This is a genomic window from Rhodococcus gannanensis (assembly GCF_042681175.1).
Classification (GTDB): domain Bacteria; phylum Actinomycetota; class Actinomycetes; order Mycobacteriales; family Mycobacteriaceae; genus Rhodococcus_G; species Rhodococcus_G gannanensis.
In genome coordinates, this window is the sequence record NZ_JBHUFB010000020.1 from 119,479 (window position 1) to 142,885 (window position 23,407).

Below are 23,407 nucleotides of genomic sequence, written 5' to 3' on the forward strand. Positions count from 1 at the left end.
TGACCGAGGAACTGCCGTCATTCGAACACCCGTCGGTCACATGACGGACACGGCATCCTGGCACCGCCCCCGCAGCGTTCGGGATCCGCCCCGGCGCCTCCTTGCCCGGCGATACCCGTGGGCACCGCACATGCGTCACACGTCACCGTCTCTGCCACGGCGGCCAGGTTCGCGCACAGCGAATACGGCCGGCGTCGGGAGGACGACGTCCGGCAGTGGCCGGAACGTGCATTCGTATCAGACGTCACGGCAGGTGGCAACGACCGCGTGGTGGCACGGCGTGGCGACAGTCACGCTCGGCCGACGGAGGGGTCCACTGCAAAGCCCGCGGCGGGCCGTGGGCCGACCCGAGACGAAAGCCGCTACTTGGTGTCGACGTTGTCGACGATCCAGCGGTCTCCGTCGCGAACCAGGCTGACCACCATGCGGTACTTCTGGGTGTTCCCCTCGGGGTTGACGACGTTCGTCGCCTGCTGGTCGACGAACACCAGAACCGTGGCGTCCGAGTCGTCGATCGACTCGACCGCGACGTGCGCGGCGGAGGCGGTCGCCTTGCCCTTGCCGTCGGTGACGACCTGGCGCAGGGCGTCGACCATCTCGCCGTACTTGCCGGCGAACTCCGGCGTCGACTGCGCGGTGATCGCGTCGCGGTTCGCGTCGAGATTCTCGAAGTCGAACGAGGACAGCGCCACCGAGTAGTCGCGGGCGGTGTCGACGGCCTCCTCCCGCAGCGAGTCCTCCCGGCCGTTCTGCACGACGGTGAACGCCAGCCAGCCGGCGACGGCGAGCAGGGCGACGGCCAGCACGACCGGCAGCCACACCCCCCGCCTGCGCGGGCCGGTCGGGCCGCTCGTCTTCTCCGGCGTGGCGCCGGCGTCGTCGGTGATGTCGATCAGGGCGGTGTCGTCATTGGCCATTGCCGAGGTCCTTCAGGAGCGAATTCCAGTACTCCAGCGCCTCGACTCCCGTGGGAACGAGGACCGGATCTGCGACGGGCGGGTACCCGATCGGGGTGCCCGGGGTCGTCGCGTTCTGCAGCCCGAGGTCGTTCGGGCGGGGTGCGTTACGGGACCCGCGCTGCTCCAGATTCGGAGCGGGCGGGCAGTAGAACGTCAGGTTGGGGTCGGTGGGACTCTCGTCGCCGACCGCGCGCCTCACCGTGTCGTAACTGCAAACCTGGCCGAGGGTACCGACCAGGACGAAGTTGGCTCGATCGCCCGTGACGATCGACTCGAGCTCGCCGAGCGCGTCCGGGATGTCGTTCAGTCCGGAGGCGAGCGACTGATTCCGGTCGGCGATGATCGGCGTGACCGTCACCAGGTTCGCCAGCAGCGCCCCGAACGTGTCCTGATAGCGGTCGAACAGCGTCCGGGCGTTGTCCAGCGCGGCTGGTGACGTGTCCGCGAGGTACACGAGAACCGGGGTGTTGGAGTCGAGTTGCTCGGTGAAGTTGCGGGCCGCGCCCATCCCCCGCACGAACGAGCCGGACTCGCCGGCCATCGTGGTGACCAGCGACGCAGTGCGCGAGAAGAGGCTGGTCAGCATCGGGGCCTGTTCGTCGATCTGCGCCACCAGCTTGTCGCCGTTGTCGATCATGCTCGCCAGCGACGGTCCGAGCCCGTCGAAGGACGCCCCGAGTTCGGTTCCGAGGTCGCGGACCGCGGCCGGGTCGATGGTGTCGAGCAGGTCGGACGCCTCGATCATCAGCTCGCCCATCTGGACGGGCTGCGCCTCCGCGGGCGCCGGCAGTTCGTCGCCCTCCTGGAGGTAGGGCCCGTCGCCGGTGTTGGGGAAGATGTCGACGTTCTGGATGCCCGCCGCGGTGCCCATGCCGACCTTGGCGACGCTGTCCACCGGGATCTCGGTGCCCGGGTCGAGCTCGTAGTCGACGCGGGCACCGCCCGCGTCGGGGTCGAGCCGGACGCCGGACACCTCACCCACGGACACGCCGCGGTAGGTGACGGCGGTGCCTGCCGTCAGTCCGCGGGCGTCGGTCATCACCGAGTACACGCGGATCGAGTCGCCGAACGCCTGGGGTCCGATCACGTAGTTGATCGCGAAGGGAACGACCACCGCCGACACGAGCGCGAACAGCAGCACCTGAACCAGAACGATGCGCCTCATCGCACGCCTCCCTGCAGCAGCGCGGACAGGTCACCGGCGACACCCATGACGGGCGTCGACGCGGCCGGGCCGAGGCTTTCGCCGCCGGTGACCAGCATGTCGATCGTCCCGGGCACGTCGAGCGCGCCGTCGAAGTTCAGGTAGTCGCCGTGCACCGACCGACTGAAGTTGTCGAGGAAGGAGTTCATGTTGTCCAGGGTCGAGCCGATCTGGGAGTTGAAGCCCGCGAGCGTGGACAGCACCGTCTGCGCGTCGGTGACCATCGCGCCGAGCCCGTCCGGGTCGCCGCCGACCACGGCGTTGGCCGTGTCCGTCAGCTGCCGCGCCGACGTCAGCAGGGCGGCGATACTGTCCCGCTGGTCGGTGAGGGCCCGGACGGCGTCCGGCATGGTGTCCAGGTAGGCGTCCACGGTGCCCTGCTGCGCCGTGAGCTGTCCGGCGATCCGGGCGGCGGTGTCGATCGCGACCTGGAAGTCGTCCTGGTTGGCGACCGCCTTGTCGAGGAGCACCGTCATCGAGTCGGTCAGGCCGCGTACCTGCGGCCCGCGACCGGAGAACGCGACGTCCAGCTCGTGCATCACGGTCTGCAGCTGCCCGAGGCCGCTGCCGGTCACGATCGTGCCGAGCGTGGCGAGCATGCTCTCGATCTGCGGACCGATCGTCGTGTTCTGCTCGACGATGACGTCACCGTCCTGCAACGTGCGGTCCGACGGGTCCGGTGGCGGCGTCAACCGGATGAACGGACTGCCGAGCGCCGACGGCAACTCGACCGCGGCCAGGACGTTGTCGGGCAGCGGCGTCGCCTCCTCGAGGCTCAGCTCGACCTTCGCCCCCGCCACGTCGGTGCCCAGGTCCGCGATCCGGCCGATGACCTTCTGGCCGGTGCGCACGTCGCCACCGAGCAGCAGGCCCTCGGCGGTCGCGAGTTGCAGGGTCACGGTGTAGTCGGCGCCGTCGGCGCTCAGTCCGAGCGGCAGGTCCTGCATGCCGACACCACAACCCGTGGTGATCAGCAGGCTCGCCGAGACTGCCGTGAGTCTGCGGATACGGCGCGACATCAATTACCCCCCGAGGGTGCGGCACCGCCGGTCACCGTGGGTGCGATGTTGAGCGGGTCGGCGGCGCTGACCGGGAACGGAATCGGGTTCGTGAAGCCCGCGCCGGTGCACAGCGGCAACGGATACTGCTCGCAGAGCGGTCCCGCGACCGAGAACTGGGTCAGCGCGGTGGAGATGTTCAGTCGGATCCGTCCTCGCTGGGTCTCGTCGTCGATGCTGTTCGACAGGTTCTGCATCAGCAGTGGCACCAGGTCCATGAACTCGGCGAGCCCGACCTTGTTCTTCACCATCACGTCGGTGAGTGCGGTGACGTTCGCGGCGGCGGCGCCGACGTCGTCCCCGTGCTCGTCCATGAAGGTGCGGACCTGGTCGAGCACCACCTGCAGGTCCTGGAGCGGGCCGGCGATGTCCACGTCGGCGGCAGCCCACTGGTCGCCGACGGCACCCATGTCCCGCACCAGCTGGTCCAGGCTGACCTGGCGGGCGTCGAGCGCGGCCATCAGGCCGGACAGGTTCTCCACCAGCGCGCCGACGTCCTCGGCCCGAGCACCGACCACACCGGTGGCGGAGCTCAGGTTGCGGATCGCCTCGTTGAACTCCTCGCCCCGGCCACGCCAGCCGTCGGCGGCCTTCGTGAGCAGCTGGGAGGTGGATCCGGTCTCGGACTCGACGGCGTCGGTCAGCGTGCTGATGCTGTTCATGAGCGAGTCGAAGTCGAGCGGGGCGTGACTGCGTTCGGCCGGGATGTCGGCGCCGTCCTCGAGCTTCGGGCCACCGGTGTAGGTGGGACCGAGTTCGACGTGACGGTCGGCGATGACAGCCGGGCTGAGCACGTACGCGCTCGCATCGGCGGGCAACGGGACGTCCTCGGGCATCGACATCGACACCCGGACCGTGGTGCCCTGCGGCTGTACGTCGGTGACGGTGCCGACGGGGACGCCGAGCACGGTCACCTGGCTGCCGGTGTAGATGCCGTTCACGTACGCGAAGTTCGCGTGGACCGTGATGCTCCGGTCGGTCCGCGCGAACACGAACCACCCGGCCACGACGATCGCGACGACGACACCGGTCGCGGTGACGACCAGCGGCCAGCGACGTCGGCTGCCCGGACCGTCGCCCTCCCAGTGCGTTACGGACTGGACTGTCATTGGCACCCCTGCATGATTCCGAGGGCACACAGCAGGTTGTCCGGGATGACCGCGGCGGGTGCGCTCACGTCCGTCCAGGCGCCGTTGCCGGTGGCGTCGGTGGCACCGCGCAGCGCGGGCGGCACCTTCACCAGGATCTGGTCGATGTTCGCCGCGTTCGCCTTCAACGTCTCGGTCACGGCGACGAGGTTCTCCACCATCGGTCCGAACTCGGCTTCCTTCGCGCTCATGGTGTTCGCGAGGGTGTCGAGGACCGCGGTGAGGTTGTCCACGATGTCGGTCAGCGCCTGCTTGCGCGCGGCGAGGATCTGCATGATCGTCTGCGCGTTGCGGGCGGTCGTGGTCAGCGCGTCGCTCTGTCGCACCATCAGGTCGGAGATCGAGCGGGAGGTGGTCAGCAACTGGTCGATCTGCTCGCCGTTCTCCGCGAAGGCGGCGGACGCCCCGCTCAGTCCGGTCAGCGCCTTGCCGAGCTGCTCCGAGTCCGCGGGCAGGACCTGCTCGAGGGTGGTGAGCATCGCCTGCAGCGAGTCGACGTCGAGGTTCTGCGCGGCGTCGGTCGTCGCCCGGCTGACGTCGTCGAGACTGTAGGGAACCGTGGTGCGCGACAACGGGATCAGCGACTGTCCGTCGTCGACGCCGGCGGGCACCACCTCGAGGTAGCGCTTGCCGAGCACGGTCTTCAGTCGGACGGTGGCAGTGGTCTGGTTGCCGAGCGGCTGGTCGTTGTCGAGACGGAAGTCCACAGTCACGTGGTCGCCCGCGAGGTTGACGGCCTCCACCCGGCCGGCGGGGACACCGGCCACGTAGACGGGGTCGCCGTCGGACAGGCCGCTCGCGTTGGCGAGTTCGGCGGTGTAGGGACCGGTCCTGACCTGGTACCAGATCTGCGGCGCGCCGACTGCGGCGAGCAGTCCGATGACGAGCACGGCGATGCCCAACGCGCCCAGGGCCATCGGCGTGTTCGATCCGGGTCGGCGTTCGCCCTTGAACAGGAACAGTGCGATACCGACGAAGAAGTCGATGATCTTGACGAGGAACATCATCGGCACACCTGAGAATGTGTGGCGCCGAACAGGTTGACGTTCACGTCACCGCTCTCCATCGTGAAGTTGCACAGGTAGAGGTTCACGAAGCTGCCGTAGCTGCCGATCCGGTTCAGGTCGCCGCCGAACGCGGGCATCTTCGCGAGGAAGGTCTCGAACTGCGGTGTGGACGCGATCCAGGAGTCGGTCACCGACTTCAGGTCGGTGATCGACTGGCCGAACGCACCGTTCGACGCCGCCATCGCCCGCGCGAGGTCGGCGATGGCCCGGTTGCCACCGTCGAGCAGCGCGACGAGGTCGTCGTTGCTGCCCACCACGGTCGACGACAGGGTCCCGAGGCCGACGAGCATTTCCTCGAGCTGCGGCGACCGAGCGTCCACCGAGCCGAGCAGCACGGCCATGTTGTTCACGAGCTGTTCGAGCACGGGCTGGCGATCGGCGAGTCCGGTGCTGAGCTCGCCGATCTGGGTCAGCAGCGTCGACACCGCCTGCCCCTGCCCGGAGAACGTCTCGACGAAGCTCCGGGTCAGCGAGTTCACCTGATCCGGTGCGAGCGCGTCGAAGAGCGGCCGGAAGCCGTTCATCATCGCGGTCAGGTCGATGGGCGGGGTGGTGCGGTCCATCGGGATCGTCGACCCGGGCGGGAGGATCTCGTCGTCCGCCGCGACCGTCGTCGCGCCCGCAGGCTGCACGCCGTCCGCGGAGACGGGACGACCGTCGGACCCGGACAGCGCGACGTAGCGGGCACCGAGCATGTCGCCGTAGCGGACGGCGGCGGTGACGTCGGTGGTGAGCGGGTGGTCCGACTGCACCTCGATGTCGACGACGGCCTTGCTCGTCCCGCCGCCTGCGTCGGCGAACGCGATGGACTGCACGCGCCCGACCCGGACACCGGACATGGTCACGGGGTTGCCCGGTGACAGGCCCTCGACGTCCGAGAACTCCACCGTGTACTCCTCGGTGGACCCGCGCACCGGCACGAGCAGGGTGTTGGCGACGAGCACACCCGACACCACACCCGCGGTGCAGAACCCGATCAGTTTGGCGACCGGAACCCAGCCGAGCTTCATCGGACGGTCACCTCGTTTCCGCGCACGAGCGGGCCGAGCATGGTCACGGTCGCCGGGTTCGGGTCCGCGCCGCCGAGCCCGGGGATGCCACGCAGGTGCGACTCGAGGAGACCGAGCGCATCGGACTCGTTGGCCGTGTCGACCACGGGCGCCGCGGCGCGCGCACCGGCGGCCCGCACCTGGGGATCGGACACCTGCGCCTGAGCCTGCCGCGGGGAGGGGCCGCCGCTGCAGTAGTCGCCGGTCATCGTGCCGTACTGCGGGCAGTCCGCGCCGGTGTAGGTGAACGGATCGGCGAACGACGGCACCGCGGTGATGTTGAACTTGCCGGTCGAGAACACCCGTCCGCCCGCGGCGCCGAACGACTGCGCGCCGGCCAGGGTGGCCGTCAGCCCCTCGGGGTTGGCCGCGGTGGTGGCGAGGATGATGCCGGCCGAGTCGACGACCGTCGTCACCGCCGCCTGACGTTCGGTGAAGAATCCGTTGGCGACGGACGCGAATCCGGACGCCGAGTCGAGCATGCGGGCGATCGAGTCGCGGTTGTCGGACACGGACTGCGAGACCGAGGTCGCGGCGGCGAGCGTCGCGATCACGTCTGGTGTCGCGGCGTCGAGTGCGGTCATCACCTCTCGGAACTCCGGTGTGGCGTCGAGGAACTGTTCGGTCGCCGGGGTGAGGGTCGTGGTCACCGAACCCAACCGGTCGACGACCCGGCCGATGGTGTCGCCGCGACCGTCGAGGGCTTGACCGAGCGCGGTCAGCGCGGTCTGCAGCTTCTGCGGCTGCATGCTGTCGAGCACGGCGACGAGCTTGGTGTAGATGCTGTAGAGCGCGACCGCGTCCGGGCCCTGGTCGACGACGATGGTGTCGCCTGCCTCGAGTGGGTCGGCCGGGGCGCCGGACTCGGGCGCCGGGTCGACGAGCTGGATGTAGATGTCGCCGAAGAAGGTTCGGGGCACGACGCGCGCGACGACGTCGGCCGGGATGAGGTCGATCGACGCGGAGTCGATCTCCAGGCTCACCACCGACGACTCGGTGCCGGAGTCGATACCAGCGATCCGGCCGACGTTGACGCCGGTGTAGCGGACGGGCGCTTCGCCGTTGATGAGGCCCGCCGATGCCGGGATGGCCACGGTGACGACCGGGTTGCGGCTGAGCGAGTCCGTGCCGCGCAGCACGAGCGCGACGGCGACGACCAGGCCGACGACGACCGCGATCAGTCCCCGGACCGCGTATCCCGCCTTCGCGCGTCCAGTGAGGTTCTCCATGTCAGATCCCCAATCCGGGGATCTCGGGGACCAGGCCCCACAGTGCGAAGGTGAGCAGCACGTCGAGGATTCCGATCGCGAGGATTGCGGTGCGCAGCGCCCGGCCCGCGGCCTGGCCGACGCCCGAGGGTCCGCCGTGCGCGTAGTAGCCGTAGGCGCAGTGGACGAGGGAGACGACCGCGGCGAAGACGACCGCCTTGAGGGCGGAGTAGAGCAGGTCCTCCGGTGCCAGCGCGAGATGGAAGTAGTAGTCGTAGGTGCCGGCCGAGGCTCCGCCCCAGGTCACCAGGACCAGGCGGGTCGAGAGGTAGCTGGCCAGCAGGCCGATCATGTAGATCGGGATGACGCACACCATCGCGGCGAGTACGCGGGTGCCGGCGAGGAACGGGATGGAGCGGATCGCCATCGAGTCGAGGGCGTCGATCTCGTCGGAGATGCGCATGGCGCCGACCTGGGCGGTGAATCCGGTGCCGACCTTCGCGGCGAGCGCGATCGCGACGACGACGGGCGCGAGCTCGCGGGTGTTGGCGATCGCGGAGAGCATTCCGGACATGGTGGTCATGCCGACGAGTTCGAGGCCGCGCTGGGTCTCGACGCCGAGCATCATCGCGGCGGCGAGCGACATCGCGAAGACGATGCCGATTGTGCCGCCGCCGGAGAGGATCGAGTTGGTGCCGAAGCTGACCTCACTGATCTGCGCGAGGACGTGCTTGCGGTAGTGGACGAGCGCGAACGGCATCGACGCGATCGTCTTGCAGTAGAACGTGACGTGCCTGCCGACCGAGGCGAGGCCGTCGGCGACGTGGTTGGCGGGCGCCGTGATGCGGCGCAGGCGGTAGCGGACGTCGATGTCGACCATCAGTACGCCCCCACAGCGGGGACGATCACCGTGTACAGCGCGGAGAGCGCGGTGTTCACGATGAACACCAGGGCGAACGCGATGACCACGGCCTCGTTGACGGCGTCGGCGACGCCGCGCGGACCACCCTTGGTGTGCAGCCCCTTGAAGGTGGCGACGAGCGTCGAGGTGATGCCGAAGATCGCGGCCTTGATCAGCGCCATCACGAAGTCGGACATGCGCCCGTACTGACTGAAGGTGGCCATGAACGTTCCGGCGGGCAGGTGCTGCACGTAGATGTGGTACAGGTAGCAGGCCATGACGCCGCCGAAGGTGACCATCGCGCACAGTGCGACCGAGACGACGACGGCGGCGACCAGGCGGGGTGCGACGAGACGTTCGATCACGTCGAGGCCCATGACCTCCATCGCGTCGATCTCCTCGCGGATCTTCCGGGAGCCGAGGTCGGTGCAGATCGCGGAACCGGCAACGCCGGCCATCATGAGCGCGCAGACGAGCGCTGCGGCCTGGCCGACGATGATGAACGCGACCACTGCGCCCGAGTAGCCGCCCGCACCGATCCGCCCGGCGAGTTCACCGACGGACACGGCGATGAACACGCCGATGGGGATCATGAGCAGGAGCGACGGGCCGGTGCTCACCCGCCCGATGAACAGGGTCTGGGTGACCGTTTCGCTGATCGAGAGGCGACGTGCGAACACGGCCCTGATCAGCGCGACGAAGGACATGACCGCGAATCCGATCAGATAGCCACCCTGGTTCGCGACATCGCGAAGCGGCCCTTTCGCGGCCGGCAGCTCATAGGTCAACTTGCGCGCTCCCCTGTCCAGCGGCCCCCCGACATGTGAACCGCAATTCGCCAAACACTATGCGGAGTAACCCACATCACGCAACAACTTGATGCGTTTTGTATCACTCAGCTTCCACGGCCCCGTACTCACCGGTAGCCACGAACGACGCACGGGTGGTGCCGCAGCCCCCGACGGCCGCGACACCACCCGTGCGATCGCACTTCGGCGTCAGCCGACCCGGACGCCCTCGGTGCCGTGCGCCTTGCGCAGATCACCCTTGACGACCTTGCCGCTGGCGTTGCGGGGCAGCGCGTCGACGACGACGAGCTCCTTCGGGTGCTTGTAGCGCGCGAGCAGGTCGTCGAGGAACGCCGACAGCTCGTCGAGGGTCAGGTCCTCGGTGACCTCTTCCTTGAGCGCCACGACGGCCACGGGGACCTCACCCCACTTGGCGTCGGAGCGGCCGATGACGGCGGCCTCGAGCACCTTCGGGTGGCTGAACAGAGCGTTCTCGACCTCGGCGCAGTAGATGTTCTCGCCACCCGAGATGATCATGTCCTTCTTGCGGTCGACGACCCAGACGAAGCCCTCCTCGTCCTGCTGGACGAGGTCGCCCGAATGGAACCAGCCGCCGGCGAACGCATCTGCGGTCGCGGCCTCCTTGTTCCAGTAGTGGCTCATCATGGTCGGGCCGCGGTAGACGATCTCACCGACCGAGCCGACAGGGACGTCGTTCATCTCGTCGTCGACGACGCGGGCCTGAATGGTCGGGATGACCCGACCGACCGAACCGAGCTTGCGCAGCGCGTCCTCGCCGTCGAGAACACACGTGATCGGGGACATCTCGGTCTGACCGAAGACCGCGACGTTGAGCGCGGTCGGGAAGGTGTCGGCCATCGCCTTGAGCACCGTGTCCGATGCCGGCGCAGCACCCCAACTGATCACGCGCAGCGCGAGATCGCGGTCCTTGACGCCGGGGATGGCGCACACGGCCTGCCACTGGACGGGCACCAGGAAGGCGGTGGTGACGCGCTCGGCCTCCCAGACGTCGAGCAGCTCGACGGGGTTGAACGCGCCCAGCGGATGGATGACGGTCGGCACGCCGAGCTGCAGGCTGGGAGCCATGCTGCCGAGCGCGGCGATGTGGAACATCGGGGACGCGCAGAAGCCGACGTCACCGTTGGCCCGAATGCTCAGCGCACGGATACAGGTCTGCGCCTGTGCCTGCATGTTCGCGTGCGAGAGCACCGCGCCCTTAGGACTGCCGGTGGTCCCCGAGGTGTACATGATCAGGGCCGGGATGTCCTCGGGCAGATCCACCGCCGGGTGCGACTCGCCCGCCTCGGCGACGAGAGCCTCGTAGCCCTCCACGCCGTCGGCGGACTCGCCGCCCGCGACGATGGTGACGCCCAGCTCCGGAACCTGCGCGCGGACCGCGGCGACGAGCGGCGCGAGCTGCTCGTCGGTGACGACGACCTTCGAGCCGCTGTCGGTGACGATGTACGCCATCTCCGGCGGGGTCAGGCGGAAGTTCACGGGAACCGCGATGGCTCCGAGGGAGTTGATCGCGAGCACGGCCTCGATGTACTCGGGGCGGTTGAGCATCACGATCAGCACGCGGTCACCGAAGCCGACGCCGCGGCGGTGCAGCGCGTCCGCGAGCGCCTCGCTGCGGCCGTGCAGTCCGGCCCAGGTGGTGGTCGCGCCGAGGAAACGCAGCGCGGTTTCCTCCGGACGCATCAGCGCGTGCGTGGCGACCTGGTTGTTCCAGTGGTTCCTGCGAGACTGCAGGGGCTGTGTGAGGAGATCGGGTGACATCGTCGTGGCCTTCCCTGTCACGGAGCTGTTCGGCGCGGTGGGGCGCCTCTCCGGTTGTGGTCGATTATGGCAACGAAGCGGCCCGGACGGGGCCGTTTTGTTAACTAGTATTCGCAAATTCGGACACCAGCGCCCCCGGCGTACGACACGCCGGGGACACCGGTGGGGTCAGGACCCGAACTTCGGGGCCCGGCGGCCGAGCATCGCGGCCGCGCCCTCGGCGAAGTCCGCCGATCCGAGCAGCTCGATCTGGCCCTCGGTCTCGATCTCGAACGCCTCCTCGACGCGAGCGAGAGTCGCGGCGGTGATCGACCGCTTCGTCAGCTCCAGCGCCCGCCGGGGACCGGCCGCGAGCTTCGCCGCGACAGTGTCGACGTGTGCAGCCAGCTCCTCGGAGGGAAGCACCCGGGTGATCAGGCCCGCGGTGAAGGCGTCCTCCGCGCGGAGGCGCTCACCGAGCAGCGCCATCTCCGCCGCTCGGGCCCGGCCGATCGAGGCCGGGACGAGCATGGTCGCCCCACCGTCGGGCATGAGACCGATGTTGACGAACGCGAGCAGGAAGTAGGCCTTCGGCGACGCGTAGGTCAGATCCGCGGCCAGCGCGATCGAGGCACCCACGCCTGCGGCGGCGCCGTCGACCTGCGCGACGACCGGGACCGGTGCGGTGAGGATCGCCCGGATCAGGCGGTTCGCGGTGTCCATGACGACACGCGGATCTGTCGCCGGACCTGTGGCCGCGGCCATTAGATCGGCGCCGGTGCTGAGCGGACCACCCTCGCCCGCCAGCACGACGACGCGGACGTCGCGTTCCCTGGCCCGGGTCTCGAACAGGTCCCCGAGGGTGCGCATGGTGTCGAGATCGATCGCGTTCATCCGCTCGGGACGCGCGATCGTGATGCGCAGGACGCCGCCGTCCTGGGCGACAACGAGTCCGCCGATCCGCTCCCCCGCCGGCGCGCTGGTGGCCTCGGTCATCGGGTCGCTCCGGTGATGGAGGCGAGACGGCGCGCGATGATCTCCTCGGCCTCGGCGACCATCCGGGAGACCATCTCCCCCACCGTCGGAACGTCGTCGATCAGGCCTTGGCACTGACCGGCGGTCCAAATGCCCGCGTCGAGGTCGCCGTCCTCGAAAACCTTGCGGCCGCGGGCGCCTGCGACGAGCTCGCGGATGTCCTCGAAGGTGGCGTTCCCGCGGGCCTCGATGTCGACGACCTCGCGACTGACGGCGTTGGTCGCGACACGGGCGGTGTTGCGCAGGGTCCGGAAGATCAGCTTGGTGTCGAGCTCGCTGTTGGCGACGATCTGACGCTTGACCTCGTCGGCGACCGGCGACTCCTGGGTACACATGAAACGGGTGCCCATGTTGACGCCCTCGGCGCCGAGCGCGAGCGCGGCGACCAGTCCGCGGGCGTCGGCGATGCCACCGGAGGCGATGACGGGAATCCGAAGCTGCGCGGTGGCCGCGGGGATCAGCACGAGGCCGGGCACGTCGTCCTCACCGGGATGTCCGGCGCACTCGAAGCCGTCGATGCTGACCGCGTCGACACCGGTGCGCTCGGCCTTGATCGCGTGCCGGACGCTCGTGCACTTGTGGATCACCTTGACGCCGGCGTCCTTGAAGTGCGGGAGATGGTCGACGGGGTTGGACCCGGCGGTCTCGACGATCGTGATGCCGGACTCGACGATCGCCTGCCGGTACTCCGCGTACGGCGGCGGCGTGATCGACGGGAGGATGGTGAGGTTCACGCCGAACGGCTTGTCGGTGAGGTCGCGGCAGCGCGCGATCTCCTTGACCAGGTCCTCCGGGGTCGGCTGCGTGAGCGCCGTGATGAACCCCAGCGCGCCCGAATTGGCCACCGCGGCAACCAGTTCCGCACGGCCGACCCACATCATTCCACCCTGGACGATGGGGTGCTCGACTCCGAACGCCTCCGTGAAGCGAGTTCTCAACACGTGGATCCACCTCCCCGCCGTCGCCCGCCGGACCGTGTCCGGCGCCGCGGCGAATCATGCTTGCGGTCATCTCTTGCGATCACTCCCCGAACGCGACGCCTCGGCCGAATCAGACCAATCGGGCAAACACGACGCCAAGGGGGTGAGATCCGTCACGAAGTTGTGCGAATTCGCGTTAACTTTCGCCGACGGTCCGCGTACTGTCAAGAGCGAATCAGTCAGCGAAGCGGGGAAGCGCCGACCGGGCTCCGACCGGACCCGGGTCGGCTCGGACGAGGACGGGGCACTCCGACCGGACGGGGCCGTCCCCTCCGATACCATTTCCCATTTCCCCGAACAGTTCAGGAGGCCCGATGACGCAATCGACCCGAAGTCGGTCGGTTCCGGACCCGTCGGCACCTCGCAAGCGCCCCAAGAACCGCAAGGCCCAGATCGCCCTGGTCGCCGCGGAGGCCTTCAGCGAGCGCGGCTACCACGCAGTCGGTGTCGACGACATCGCCGCCCGCCTCGGCATCTCGGGCCCCGCGCTCTACCGGCACTTCCCCAACAAGTACGCCCTGTTCGTGCAGGCAGCGCTCGGGACCGTGGGGTCCCTGCGCGCTGCCGCCGAGGGCGCGGTCGAGGCGCAGTCGGACGCCGATCCCGAGGGCCGCCTCGACGCCATCGTGAACGCACTGCTGACGACCACGATCGAGAACCGCACCACCGGCGGCCTCTACCGTTGGGAGGGCCGCTACCTCCAGCCCGACGACCGCGCGCTGATGCGGGCGGACTTCGCGGCGCTCAACGCCGGCCTGATGGCCCCGCTGGCGGAGATGCGCCCCGAACTGACCGGACCCGATGCCGGGGCGATCGCGGCGTCCACTCTCAGCGTGATCGGCAGCATCACCGCGCACCGCGCGACCCTGGCGAACCGGCGGATCGAGAAGCTGCTGCACGGAGCGGCGTGGGCGGTCCTGCGCTGCGATCTCGGGTCGGCGGCTCCCGCGCAGACCACGATCGAGGACCCGTCGGCCGGCGGTCTGTCGGTGACGTCGAAGCGCGAACTGCTGCTCACGGAGGCCATGAAGATCTTCGACCGCCGCGGCTATCACGAGTCGAGCATCGAGGAGATCGGCGCGGCCGCCGGGATCAACGCGTCGAGTGTGTACCGGCACTTCCCGAGCAAGGCGGACCTGCTGGCGGCGGCGTTCTACCGGGCCGCGGATCGGCTGGCCGTGGCCACCCAGTCGGCGCTCGGCAGCACCTCCGATCCCGCCGAGGCCCTCGAACGACTCACCGGCGCATACATCGACCTCGCCTTCGCCCACCCCGACGTGATCGCGGTGTACTTCGCCGAGATCGGAAACCTCCCGGCGAGCGAACGGACGAGCCTCCGCAACGTCCAGCGCCTGCACATCGAGGAGTGGGTGAACCTGCTGACCGCCGTGCATCCCGACCGTCAGCAGGCGGAGGCCCGGTTCCTCGTCCACGCGGCACTCGGCCAGACGCTCGACGTCGGCAGGCAGATGCGATTCGACACCGGCGCGCAGGCGCGTGGCCGCATGCAGAAACTCATGCTCACCGTCCTGCACAGCTGACTCTTCAGCCCGGCACCGTCGCGAAGGCGGCGTCCCGAAGTTCGGTGTACGACAGCCGGATCAGCTCCACGTATCTGCGGGAGTCCGTCAGCAGTGCGGGATCCGCGGTGATGTTGAGGGCGAGAACGTCCCCGGTGGATCCGACCGAGTGCGAGGTGCCGGTGCCGTCCAGGGTGCTCGTGCCGAAGGCCATCACCGCGGTCGTGTCGAGCATGCGGAGTGATGTGGTGCGCCTCGGCACACTCGTGACGAACGTGTTGAAGGGCCGCGCGACCACACCGGCCGGCTTCACGCCCCGCCACCGCTCCAGCGCCCTGGCGACCCGGAACATCCAGCCGGGCAGGACGAAATCGATTGCCAATACCTCGGCCTCGGCCGGGATCGTCATTCGCCTCCGCTCGCCCAGCACTGCGTCATGGACGGCTCTGGCACGCGCGACCGGATCCACGATTTCTGTGTTCACATCGACGACCGTCATCACGAACTGGTTGTTCGAGTCCGAGTGCGGTTGCGTGCCACGAACCGTCATCGGCACCGATGCCGCCAGCGAACCGCCGGGGGTCTCCCCGCGCTCGACCAGGTACGACCGCAACGCACCCCCGACGACGGTCAGGATCAAGTCGTTGATCGTCACGTCACCGATCCGCGCCTTGACCTCCTGCATCTCCGCAAGCGAGAACGTCGCCACCTCGTAGACCCGGCCGGGTCCGACCGGCCCGTCCAGCGATGTCGGCGTACGGCGTTGCGGTGGAACGGGATACGACGCGGACTCGCGCGCGGACAGCTGCGCCGCGCGCGCCGCTTTCGCGGATCTGGCCGCCGCGACGACCTGACCGACACCTCCCGGTACGCCGACGACGGCCCGGGCGATCAATTCGCCCTGCCCGGGCACGCGGCTGCCGTGGTCGTCGGCGGGGTCGGTTGTGTCGCCTCCGAACAGGGCGGTGGTGACCTCTCCGCTCGCGACTCCGTCCGCGGCGCAGTGATGGATCTTGACGGCGACGACGGTGACGGGTCCGGACGTGCCCGGGACGGCGTCGACCCGGGCGACGACGTGGACTTCCCAGAGCGGGCGGGTGTCGTCCATCGGCACGGTCGCCAGCGCCGCCAGGAAGTCACGCAACCCGTCCCACGTCATCGGATCGTGTGCGTGGATGTGTTCGGCGGCGTCGAAACCGGCATCCTCGACCCAGTAGGGACGCGCGAGATCGAGTGGGGTGCGGACGACCCGGCGGCGGAGCACGGGCAGGGTCGCGCGTTCCGCTATCCACCGCACCGCCTCCTCGGGACGTGGAAGGCGACCCGAGTCGTCCTCGGGAGCGAAGGCGTACGCCGAGACGTATGCGTGGCGGAAGCGTGCGCTGTCCGCGTAGAGGAACCACGCATCGTGGGGCGACATCTGCTGCAAGGTCGGACCTTTCGAACGACTGGCATCGACGCCACTGTGTGGCCTGGGGGCGAGCGTGAAGCGGCGACCGCGACGTGTTCAGGTCATGGACAGTTGGCGGGCGGCGTCTCGGAGTTCGGTGTACGACTGCCGGATCAGCTCTGCATAACGCCGTGAGTCCGTCAGCAGGTCGGGGTCGGCGGCCACGTTCATGCCGAGTCGCTCGCCGACGGCTCCGACTGCATGCCCGGTACCCGTCCCGTCGAGCGGTCCGATCCCGAAAGAATGGACGCAGGTGGTGCCCGCGACCCTGACCTCGTTGATCTCGCGGGGGACGCTGCTGACGAATGTGTTGAACGGGCGGCGGCCGATGCCCTGGGCGTCCACGCCCTGCCACGCCCGGACCCGGCGGGCGGCGCGGAACACCCAGCCCGGGAACATGTAGTCCACGTGGGCGACGGCCGCTTCGGCGGGTACGCCGAGCCGTGCGCGTTCGCCGAGCACGGCGTCGTGGACCGCGCGGGCGCGGGCGACCGGGTCCGCGATGTCGGTTCGCAGGTCGACGACCATCATGACGAACTTGTTGTTGGACTCGTCTCCTGCGGCGGTTCCGGTGCCGCGGATGGTCATCGGCGCCGAGGTGGCGAGCGATCCGGGCGGGGTGTGCCCCTGCTCGACCAGGTAGGCGCGCATGGCACCGCCGACGACGGTGAGCATCAGGTCGTTGACGGTGACGCCGCCGATCCGGGCCTTGATCTCCTGTACCTCGGGAAGCGCGAAGTGCACGGCCTCGATCACTCGGCGCGGACCGACGGGGCCGTCGAGCGGGGTCGGCGTACGGTCCTGGCGCGGAAGCGGATACGCCGCGTCGGCGCGGGCGAGATGCAGGGCTCGCCAGTTGGCACGGGCCCGCCGGACGGCGGAGACGGCGTCGACGACGGTGCGCGGGACGCGGCCCAGTGCGCGCAGCACGAGCTCGACGTCGCCCGGGATGTGCTGCGGCGGTATCGCATTCGGGTTCGGCGGGAGTGCGTCGCCGAAGAGGGTCGTCGTCACGACGGCGCTGCCGATGCCGTCGGTCACGGCGTGGTGCATCTTCAGGACGACCATCATCGCGGGGCCGTCCGTGTCCGGGACACCGTGCACCTGCTCGATCACGTGCAGTTCCCAGAGCGGGCGGCGTTCGTCCATCGGCTCGGTGGAGAGGTCGGCGACCATGGTTCGGGATTCGTCCCATCCGAGCGCGCCGTGGAAGTGCAGGTGACGGTCGACGGCGAAGTCGGGGTCGTCGACCCAGTAGGGATGGTCGAGGTCGAGCGGGACGCGGAGGAGTCGCTGACGCAGGAGCGGCAGGACTGCGCGCTCCTCGAACCAGCGGGTGATCTCGGCTCGGTCGGGTAGGCGGCCGTCGGCGTCGTCGGGTGTCAGGACGAATGCGGACATGTACGCCTGGCGGAAACGTGGGGTGTCCACGTACACGAACCAGGCGTCCTTGGGCTCGAGTTGCCGCACGAATGCCTCCTGATCCGGCCGAGCTCCGGGGTTGGCACCGCGGCCGCACCGTAGCGTATAGCGGCGGCGTCGCCTCCACCGGTCGACACGATGCGATCCGGTGGAGGCGACGGGGTGTCAGCCCTTGCCGTGCAGGGTCTTCAGCATCCAGGCCGCGATCTTCATGTCGCGGGCCTTGCGCTCCATGGTGAGCAGGTTCAGCGGAGCGTTGAACTTCTGGCGGGTGACGGACTTGGTGCGGGCGAACTCGCGGAGGCCGTCGGCGCCGTGGATGCGCCCGAAGCCGGACTCGCCGACACCACCGAAGGGCAGCGCCGCGACACCGGCGAAGCCGAGCACCGAGTTGATGGACACCATGCCGGTGCGCAGGTTCTCGGCGGCCCTCACGGCCCGGGCCTTGTCCTTGGTGAAGATCGACGCCGCGAGTCCGTAGTTGGCCGCGTTCGCCTTCTCGACACCGTCCTCGAGGTCGCGCATCCGGTTGACCGCGAGCATCGGACCGAAGGTCTCCTCGGTCATGGCGGTGCTGTCCTCGGGGACGTCGCCCAGGATGACCGGCTCGATGTACGGCTCGCGCAGCGACTCGCGGCCGCCGAGCAGCGCGTGCGCGCCCTTGTCGAGGGCGTCCTCGACCTGCCCCTTGACGATCGCGTTCTGGCGGTCGAGGGTCATCGGGCCGTACGAGGAGTCCTTGTCACCGCCGACGCGGAGGCGGGACGCCTTGTCGGTGAGCTTGCGGACGAAGGCGTCGTAGACCTCGTCGGCGACGTAGATCCGCTCGACACCGACGCAGGTCTGCCCGGCGTTGCCCATGCCGCCGAAGACCGCGAAGCCGGCTGCGGCGTCGAGGTCGGCGTCGGCGGCGACGAGCATCGCGTCCTTGCCGCCGCCCTCGGCGACCATCGGGGTGAGGGTCTTGGCACAGGCCGCCATGACCTTCTTCGCGGTCGGGCCGGAGCCGGTGAAGGCGATCTTGTCGACGCCCGCCTCGACGAGCGCGCCGCCGGTGGCGCCGAGGCCGGTGACGACCTGGAACACGGGCTGGTTCGGGACGAGCGACTTCCACTTGTCAGCGAGCCACACGCCGACGCCGGGGGTCAGCTCGCTGGGCTTGAAGACGATCGCGTTGCCTGCGGCGAGTGCGTACGCGATCGACCCCATCGGGGTGAAGACCGGGTAGTTCCAGGGGCCGATGACGCCGACGACACCGAAGGGCTGGTAGTAGAGGGTCGCTTCCTGGTTCGCGCTGACCATGCCGGACGGGACCTTCTTGCGACCGAGCACCTTGCCCGCGTTCTTCGACGCCCAGTCCAGGTGCTCGACGGCGAGCATGATCTCGAGGATCGCGTCGTCGATGGGCTTGCCGGTCTCGGCGGACATGACCTCGGCCAGCGACTGCGCGTCGCGGGCGATGGCGGACTTCCACTTCTGGAGCCACTTCTTGCGGCCGTCGAAGCCGAGGGCGGCCCACCACACGGAGGCGTCGCGGCCGCGCTTGACGGCGGCGGCCACGTCGTCGAGGTCGTGGATCGGATACTCGGCGATCACGTTGCCCGTCCGCGGATCGAGGGAGGCGAAGGTCGCGGCGGTCTCGGGTGCCGGGGCGGTGCTCGGCTTGTTGTCGGTCCCCTGGGACATGGGGGTGTTCCTCCGTCGGTGTGGCGATTGATGTGAGCCGGACTCGATCGTGTTGCCCTGGTCGGTCCGGGGTGGCCTGTGTCGATCCTGGGCGGGTTCGAACCCTTCCGGACCGAAATCACATCACATATATTTGATTTGTCTTACTGTTGTGGCCGTCACATTAGGCCGTACCGGGGCGGCAGGCAAGAGGACCGCGCCCGGCCACACCACGACCACCACCCTGACCACGGGAGAGACGATGAGCGTCGACTTCACCACCGAACAGCGGGCCTTCGCGCAGGCCGTCACCGACTTCTGCAAGCGCGAGGCGGGCACCCGGGAGAAGCGCGACCAGCTCACCGACCACGGCGCGCACAACCACAACCAGGGCGTGTACTCCAAGATGGCCGACCTCGGCTGGCTGGGCCTGACCGTGCCCGAGGAGTACGGCGGTTCCGACGCGACCATGGTCGACATGTGCATCCTGCTCGAGGAGACCGCACGAGGCATGGCCCCGATCGGGGCGATCGGCCCCACCCTGATCACCGGCGGCGCGTACGCGAAGTTCGGCACCGACGCGCAGAAGGACGCCGTGCTGCGCGGCATCGTCGCCGGCGTCTCCCAGTCCATCTCCATGTCCGAGCCGGAGGCCGGCTCCGACGTCGGCAACCTGAGCACCCGCGCCGAGAAGACGTCCGACGGCTGGGTGGTCAACGGCCAGAAGACATGGTGCTCGAACGCACACATCTCCGAGAACATCCTGCTGGTCGCGCGGACCAGCCGCGGCGAGAACAAGCACGAGGGACTGACGATGTTCCACGTGCCCGCCGACACCCCCGGCCTGAAGATCAGTCCGATCGAGCTGATGGGCGGCCAGAAGGAGACCAACGACCTCTACTTCACCGACTGCGTGCTGCCCGAGGACGCGGTGGTCGGCGAGGTCGGCGGCGGCTGGCGCCAACTGATGACCGGGCTCAACTTCGAGCGGCTGATCCTGTCGGCGATGGCGCTCGGAGCGGCCGAGCGCGCCTTCGAGGACGTGCTCGGGTTCGTCTCGCAGCGCAAGCAGTTCGGACGACCCATCGGCACCTTTCAGGCGCTGCGGCACCGGATCGCCGACCTCGCCACCGAGATCGAGTGCACGAAGCTGCTCGTCTACAGCGTCGCGCGGCAGGCGGACGCCAACCCCGACATGATGCTGCCGCGGGAGGCCTCGATGGCCAAGCTCAAGGCCACCGAGACCGCGCGACGGGTCGCGCTCGACGGCATGCAGATGATGGGCGGCTACGGCTACGCGGCCGAGTTCGACATGGAGAAGCACGTCCGGTCGGCACTGGTCTCGACGATCTTCGGCGGCACCAGCGAGATCCAGCGCGACATCATCGGCAAGACGTACGGACTCTGACGAGAAGTCGGGCACCCGATCGTGGGCGCCTATGCTCGACAGCCGTGAAGGAGGGTTCCCGTTGACCACGACCCGAAAGGGCGGCTTCGCCGGCAGCGCGCTGCGTCGGCGCCCCCAGCTGTCGGACGAGGTCGCGGCGCACGTGCGCGGGCTGATCATGTCGGGCGGGGTGCGACCCGGTGACTACGTCCGCCTCGACGAGACGGCCGCCGAGCTCGGCGTCAGTGTCACCCCGGTGCGGGAGGCGCTGCTCACGTTGCGCGGCGAGGGTCTCGTCGAACTCGTGCCGCACCGCGGCTACGTTGTTGCGCCGCTGAGCCGTTCGGACATCCACGACCTGTTCTGGCTGCAGGGACAGATCGCCGAGCGACTCGCCACGCGCGCGACGGCGGCGGTGACCCCGGAGGTGCTGCGGGAGATGCGCGAGGCCCGCGACGAGCTGGCCCGGGCAGTCGCGGAGTCGGACGCCGCCCGCGTCGAGCACCTCGAGTTCTCGTTCCATCGGCAGCTCAACCGGCTCGCCAACGCGAACAAGCTGTCGTGGTTCCTGCTGAACGCCGTCCGTTACACCCCCGCACACCTGTACTCGTCCGACCCGACGTGGGGCGAGGCCGCGGTCGCCAGTCACGACCGGCTGATCGCGGCCCTCGAGTCCGGTGACGCGGAGGAGGCGGCCGCGGTCACCCGCGAGCACTTCGCCGACGGCGCCGACCGCCTCCTCACGCACCTGGAGACGATCGGCATCTGGGACTGACCGGCGATCGACGTCGCCGACAACGCATCAGGCCGCGCCCGGTGTCCGGGCGCGGCCTGATGTGGCGTCAGGGTCGGGTCACCACACGACGGCGATGATCACGTTGGCGATGGCGAGGGCACCGATCGCGTGCGCGAGCGTCGCCGTGGAGCTCGCGGTGGCCAGGGCGCCCGCACCGCCCGAGGTCCCCTCGTTCTCCTCCTTCACCTTGCGCACGCCGATCACCGCGAGCACGGTGATGACGATCGCGATGACGAGCTTCACCCCGACCTTCGTGTGGTTGAGGTCCGCGTCGTTCGCCTCGTTCAGCCCGACGAGTGCGAGACCGGACACCAGCTGGAGGAACGCGCCGTGCATCATGCCCGGAAGCACCTGGGGCACTCCGCGCATCGCCACGGTCATGTAGGTGCCGATGATGGCGGCCAGGCCGATGAAATGCAGGATCAGGAAGATGTCGATGGCAGCGGTCATGCCTGCATCGAACAGGTCCGGGGTCGGACTGTAAAGGAAGGTCGACCTTCCCCGTCGCATGGGCCGCACCCGTCCGTGGGCAGCGGTTCTGCAAAACCGGACCGGCAGGTCCCACCTGCGAGTACTGTCACCGAGGCCACGCAGCCCTTCACACGCAGACTCGGCAACGTCGGCGACACGCTGCCCACATCGTCCGCCGACCAGGCGGCCTCACCAGGGCCGGGAGCGGTGTCGCCGAGGCATCATCGCGCCCCGGCTCGGAAAGCACCCCATGCGCAACGTAATTCTCGCTGGGCTCACCGCATCACTGACCCTGGCCTTGCCGATGCCGACGGCCGCGTGGGCGGATGTCCCGTCGAAAACCATTGCTGCCGGCGCATTCCTCGACTTCGACGGGAATCCGGTACGGCACATGGGCAAGAACTGCACGCTCGGCGCGGTCGGCACCGACGCCGACGGGCGCAAGGTCGGGATCGCGGCCGGGCACTGCAATCCCTACTCCGAGCCGGACGACGTGAGCGCGCTTCCGGGCGCCCCGGTCGGGGTCCACATCGAGAGGAACGACCACCCGGTCTGGGACAAGAACGACATCGAAGCCGGGCCGATCGGCTGGATCCGCTGGGTGTCGCCGGACATGTCGTACCGCAGCAGCATCGACTACATGGTCATCGAGTTCGAGCCGCACATCCAGCTGTCGAGCCGGGTGCTGAATGCCTCCGGTGACGAGGTCTTCCGGATCGACGCAGTCCACCGTGGCACCGATGGCGAGCCCGCCCTGCCGAGGGTTGGCGACAAGGTGCAGAACTTCGGCGCCGCGTCCTACGAATACGGGGCGGAGTCGTCGAACCCGGTGGCGCACACCCCTGCGACCGGTGTCGTCGTGGAGTCCGGGGACGGCTTGTTCCGCTCGTGGGCACCGACCCAGCCCGGTGACTCGGGCGGCCCGCTGATCATGCAGGGCACCTCGGAATGGGTCGGAATCTCGACCCGGGCGCGCTACGACGCGTTCCCGCAGTGGGAATCGACGTCGGCGCAGACCATCCTCGCCGATCTGAACTCGCGCGCGATCACCGGCAGCGGTTTCGTCGTCACCGACAGCGACGACTGAAACCGACGGCGGCCTGCGCACGTCATCACACTCGAGCAGACCGGAGCGGCCCCGAGTTCTCGAACTCGGGGCCGCTCTCGTGGCGGGGTCATTCCCCGGCGTCGGACGCCATCGCGTCGATGAGGCTATTCGGCCGCATGTCGGTCCAGTTCGCCTCGACGTAGGCGACACACTCCTGCCTGGCGGCAGGTCCGTGGACCTCGTTCCATCCGGCAGGAACCTGCGCGAACAGGGGCCACAACGAGTGCTGACCCTCGTCGTTCACGAGCACGAGGAACGTGCCGTCCTCGTCGTCGAAGGGATTGCTCACAGTCGTACTGCCTTTCGTGTCGTAGCGATTGACGGTTGTCGACCGGCCTGGAATCGGGGTGGTCGCCGCCGCCGTTCGGGCGGCGGCGGCGACCGGTCTCCGGTTCGGGCCGGAGGTCTCGTG

Annotated in this window: 21 protein-coding genes; 4 read left to right on the forward strand and 17 right to left on the reverse strand. The window is 69.1% G+C overall.

From position 1 onward, the window contains the following. Positions 1 to 362 precede the first annotated feature (362 nt). From ACFSJG_RS21495 to ACFSJG_RS21550, 12 genes are all read right to left on the reverse strand, one after another. A complete protein-coding gene (locus tag ACFSJG_RS21495; protein ID WP_378487271.1) occupies positions 363 to 917 on the reverse strand; it encodes a mce associated protein mas1a in 555 nt (184 codons plus the stop codon). Continuing rightward, a complete protein-coding gene (locus ACFSJG_RS21500; protein ID WP_378487272.1) occupies positions 907 to 2,124 on the reverse strand; it encodes an MlaD family protein in 1,218 nt (405 codons plus the stop codon). The genes ACFSJG_RS21495 and ACFSJG_RS21500 overlap by 11 nt, the downstream gene beginning before the upstream one ends. Further along, positions 2,121 to 3,182 carry an MCE family protein gene (locus tag ACFSJG_RS21505; protein ID WP_378487273.1) on the reverse strand — a complete coding sequence of 354 codons (1,062 nt, stop codon included), beginning with the start codon at positions 3,180 to 3,182 and terminating at the stop codon, positions 2,121 to 2,123. The genes ACFSJG_RS21500 and ACFSJG_RS21505 overlap by 4 nt, the downstream gene beginning before the upstream one ends. Then, the gene (locus ACFSJG_RS21510; RefSeq protein WP_378487274.1) at positions 3,182 to 4,330 is read right to left on the reverse strand and encodes an MCE family protein; all 1,149 of its coding nucleotides are present in this window, start codon (positions 4,328 to 4,330) and stop codon (positions 3,182 to 3,184) included. Before ACFSJG_RS21510 ends, ACFSJG_RS21505 begins: the two co-directional genes overlap by 1 nt. Continuing rightward, positions 4,327 to 5,376 (reverse strand): MCE family protein, encoded by a 1,050-nt coding sequence (locus ACFSJG_RS21515; RefSeq protein ID WP_378487275.1) that lies wholly within the window; start codon positions 5,374 to 5,376, stop codon positions 4,327 to 4,329. Before ACFSJG_RS21515 ends, ACFSJG_RS21510 begins: the two co-directional genes overlap by 4 nt. Beyond that, the gene (locus tag ACFSJG_RS21520) at positions 5,373 to 6,446 is read right to left on the reverse strand and encodes an MCE family protein (protein WP_378487276.1); all 1,074 of its coding nucleotides are present in this window, start codon (positions 6,444 to 6,446) and stop codon (positions 5,373 to 5,375) included. The genes ACFSJG_RS21515 and ACFSJG_RS21520 overlap by 4 nt, the downstream gene beginning before the upstream one ends. Continuing rightward, on the reverse strand, positions 6,443 to 7,714 hold the full coding sequence (locus ACFSJG_RS21525; protein ID WP_378487277.1) for an MCE family protein: 1,272 nt from the start codon (positions 7,712 to 7,714) through the stop codon (positions 6,443 to 6,445). The genes ACFSJG_RS21520 and ACFSJG_RS21525 overlap by 4 nt, the downstream gene beginning before the upstream one ends. A 1-nt stretch (position 7,715) precedes the next feature. Next, positions 7,716 to 8,573 carry an MlaE family ABC transporter permease gene (locus ACFSJG_RS21530; protein ID WP_378487278.1) on the reverse strand — a complete coding sequence of 286 codons (858 nt, stop codon included), beginning with the start codon at positions 8,571 to 8,573 and terminating at the stop codon, positions 7,716 to 7,718. Continuing rightward, complete coding sequence (locus tag ACFSJG_RS21535) at positions 8,573 to 9,382, reverse strand: MlaE family ABC transporter permease (RefSeq protein ID WP_378487279.1); 810 nt, start codon at positions 9,380 to 9,382, stop codon at positions 8,573 to 8,575. Before ACFSJG_RS21535 ends, ACFSJG_RS21530 begins: the two co-directional genes overlap by 1 nt. A 210-nt stretch (positions 9,383 to 9,592) precedes the next feature. Beyond that, positions 9,593 to 11,182: a fatty-acid--CoA ligase FadD5 gene (fadD5, locus tag ACFSJG_RS21540; protein WP_378487280.1), complete on the reverse strand. Its 1,590-nt coding sequence runs from the start codon at positions 11,180 to 11,182 to the stop codon at positions 9,593 to 9,595. A 168-nt stretch (positions 11,183 to 11,350) separates the two neighbouring features. Further along, a complete protein-coding gene (locus ACFSJG_RS21545; protein WP_378487281.1) occupies positions 11,351 to 12,157 on the reverse strand; it encodes an enoyl-CoA hydratase in 807 nt (268 codons plus the stop codon). Continuing rightward, positions 12,154 to 13,134 carry an NAD(P)H-dependent flavin oxidoreductase gene (locus ACFSJG_RS21550; RefSeq protein WP_378487911.1) on the reverse strand — a complete coding sequence of 327 codons (981 nt, stop codon included), beginning with the start codon at positions 13,132 to 13,134 and terminating at the stop codon, positions 12,154 to 12,156. Before ACFSJG_RS21550 ends, ACFSJG_RS21545 begins: the two co-directional genes overlap by 4 nt. A 356-nt stretch (positions 13,135 to 13,490) precedes the next feature. Here ACFSJG_RS21550 and ACFSJG_RS21555 point away from each other — a divergent pair, with 356 nt between their 5' ends. Further along, a complete protein-coding gene (locus ACFSJG_RS21555) occupies positions 13,491 to 14,717 on the forward strand; it encodes a TetR/AcrR family transcriptional regulator (protein ID WP_378487282.1) in 1,227 nt (408 codons plus the stop codon). Between the two features lie 4 nt (positions 14,718 to 14,721). Here the strand turns inward: ACFSJG_RS21555 and ACFSJG_RS21560 are convergent, their stop codons facing one another. The 3 genes from ACFSJG_RS21560 to ACFSJG_RS21570 all read right to left on the reverse strand — a co-directional run bounded on the left by ACFSJG_RS21560 (position 14,722) and on the right by ACFSJG_RS21570 (position 19,254). Continuing rightward, a complete protein-coding gene (locus ACFSJG_RS21560) occupies positions 14,722 to 16,116 on the reverse strand; it encodes a wax ester/triacylglycerol synthase domain-containing protein (protein ID WP_378487283.1) in 1,395 nt (464 codons plus the stop codon). Positions 16,117 to 16,203: 87 nt separating this feature from the next. Beyond that, positions 16,204 to 17,616: a wax ester/triacylglycerol synthase domain-containing protein gene (locus ACFSJG_RS21565; RefSeq protein WP_378487284.1), complete on the reverse strand. Its 1,413-nt coding sequence runs from the start codon at positions 17,614 to 17,616 to the stop codon at positions 16,204 to 16,206. A gap of 117 nt (positions 17,617 to 17,733) precedes the next feature. Continuing rightward, complete coding sequence (locus ACFSJG_RS21570) at positions 17,734 to 19,254, reverse strand: aldehyde dehydrogenase family protein (protein ID WP_378487285.1); 1,521 nt, start codon at positions 19,252 to 19,254, stop codon at positions 17,734 to 17,736. A gap of 241 nt (positions 19,255 to 19,495) precedes the next feature. Between ACFSJG_RS21570 and ACFSJG_RS21575 the strand changes: the two genes are divergently transcribed. Further along, positions 19,496 to 20,641, forward strand: a complete 1,146-nt coding sequence (locus ACFSJG_RS21575; RefSeq protein ID WP_378487912.1) for an acyl-CoA dehydrogenase family protein — start codon at positions 19,496 to 19,498, stop codon at positions 20,639 to 20,641. Between the two features lie 31 nt (positions 20,642 to 20,672). Continuing rightward, positions 20,673 to 21,395 carry a GntR family transcriptional regulator gene (locus ACFSJG_RS21580; RefSeq protein WP_378487286.1) on the forward strand — a complete coding sequence of 241 codons (723 nt, stop codon included), beginning with the start codon at positions 20,673 to 20,675 and terminating at the stop codon, positions 21,393 to 21,395. A 78-nt stretch (positions 21,396 to 21,473) separates the two neighbouring features. Here ACFSJG_RS21580 and ACFSJG_RS21585 read toward each other — a convergent pair whose 3' ends face one another. Further along, positions 21,474 to 21,866 carry a hypothetical protein gene (locus ACFSJG_RS21585; RefSeq protein ID WP_378487287.1) on the reverse strand — a complete coding sequence of 131 codons (393 nt, stop codon included), beginning with the start codon at positions 21,864 to 21,866 and terminating at the stop codon, positions 21,474 to 21,476. Between the two features lie 271 nt (positions 21,867 to 22,137). Between ACFSJG_RS21585 and ACFSJG_RS21590 the strand changes: the two genes are divergently transcribed. Continuing rightward, entirely contained in the window at positions 22,138 to 22,974 is an 837-nt protein-coding gene (locus tag ACFSJG_RS21590) for a chymotrypsin family serine protease (RefSeq protein ID WP_378487288.1), read from the forward strand. A gap of 88 nt (positions 22,975 to 23,062) precedes the next feature. On the opposite strand, the gene ACFSJG_RS21595 is transcribed toward ACFSJG_RS21590, so the two are convergent. Then, complete coding sequence (locus ACFSJG_RS21595; protein ID WP_378487289.1) at positions 23,063 to 23,284, reverse strand: MbtH family protein; 222 nt, start codon at positions 23,282 to 23,284, stop codon at positions 23,063 to 23,065. Positions 23,285 to 23,407 lie beyond the last annotated feature (123 nt).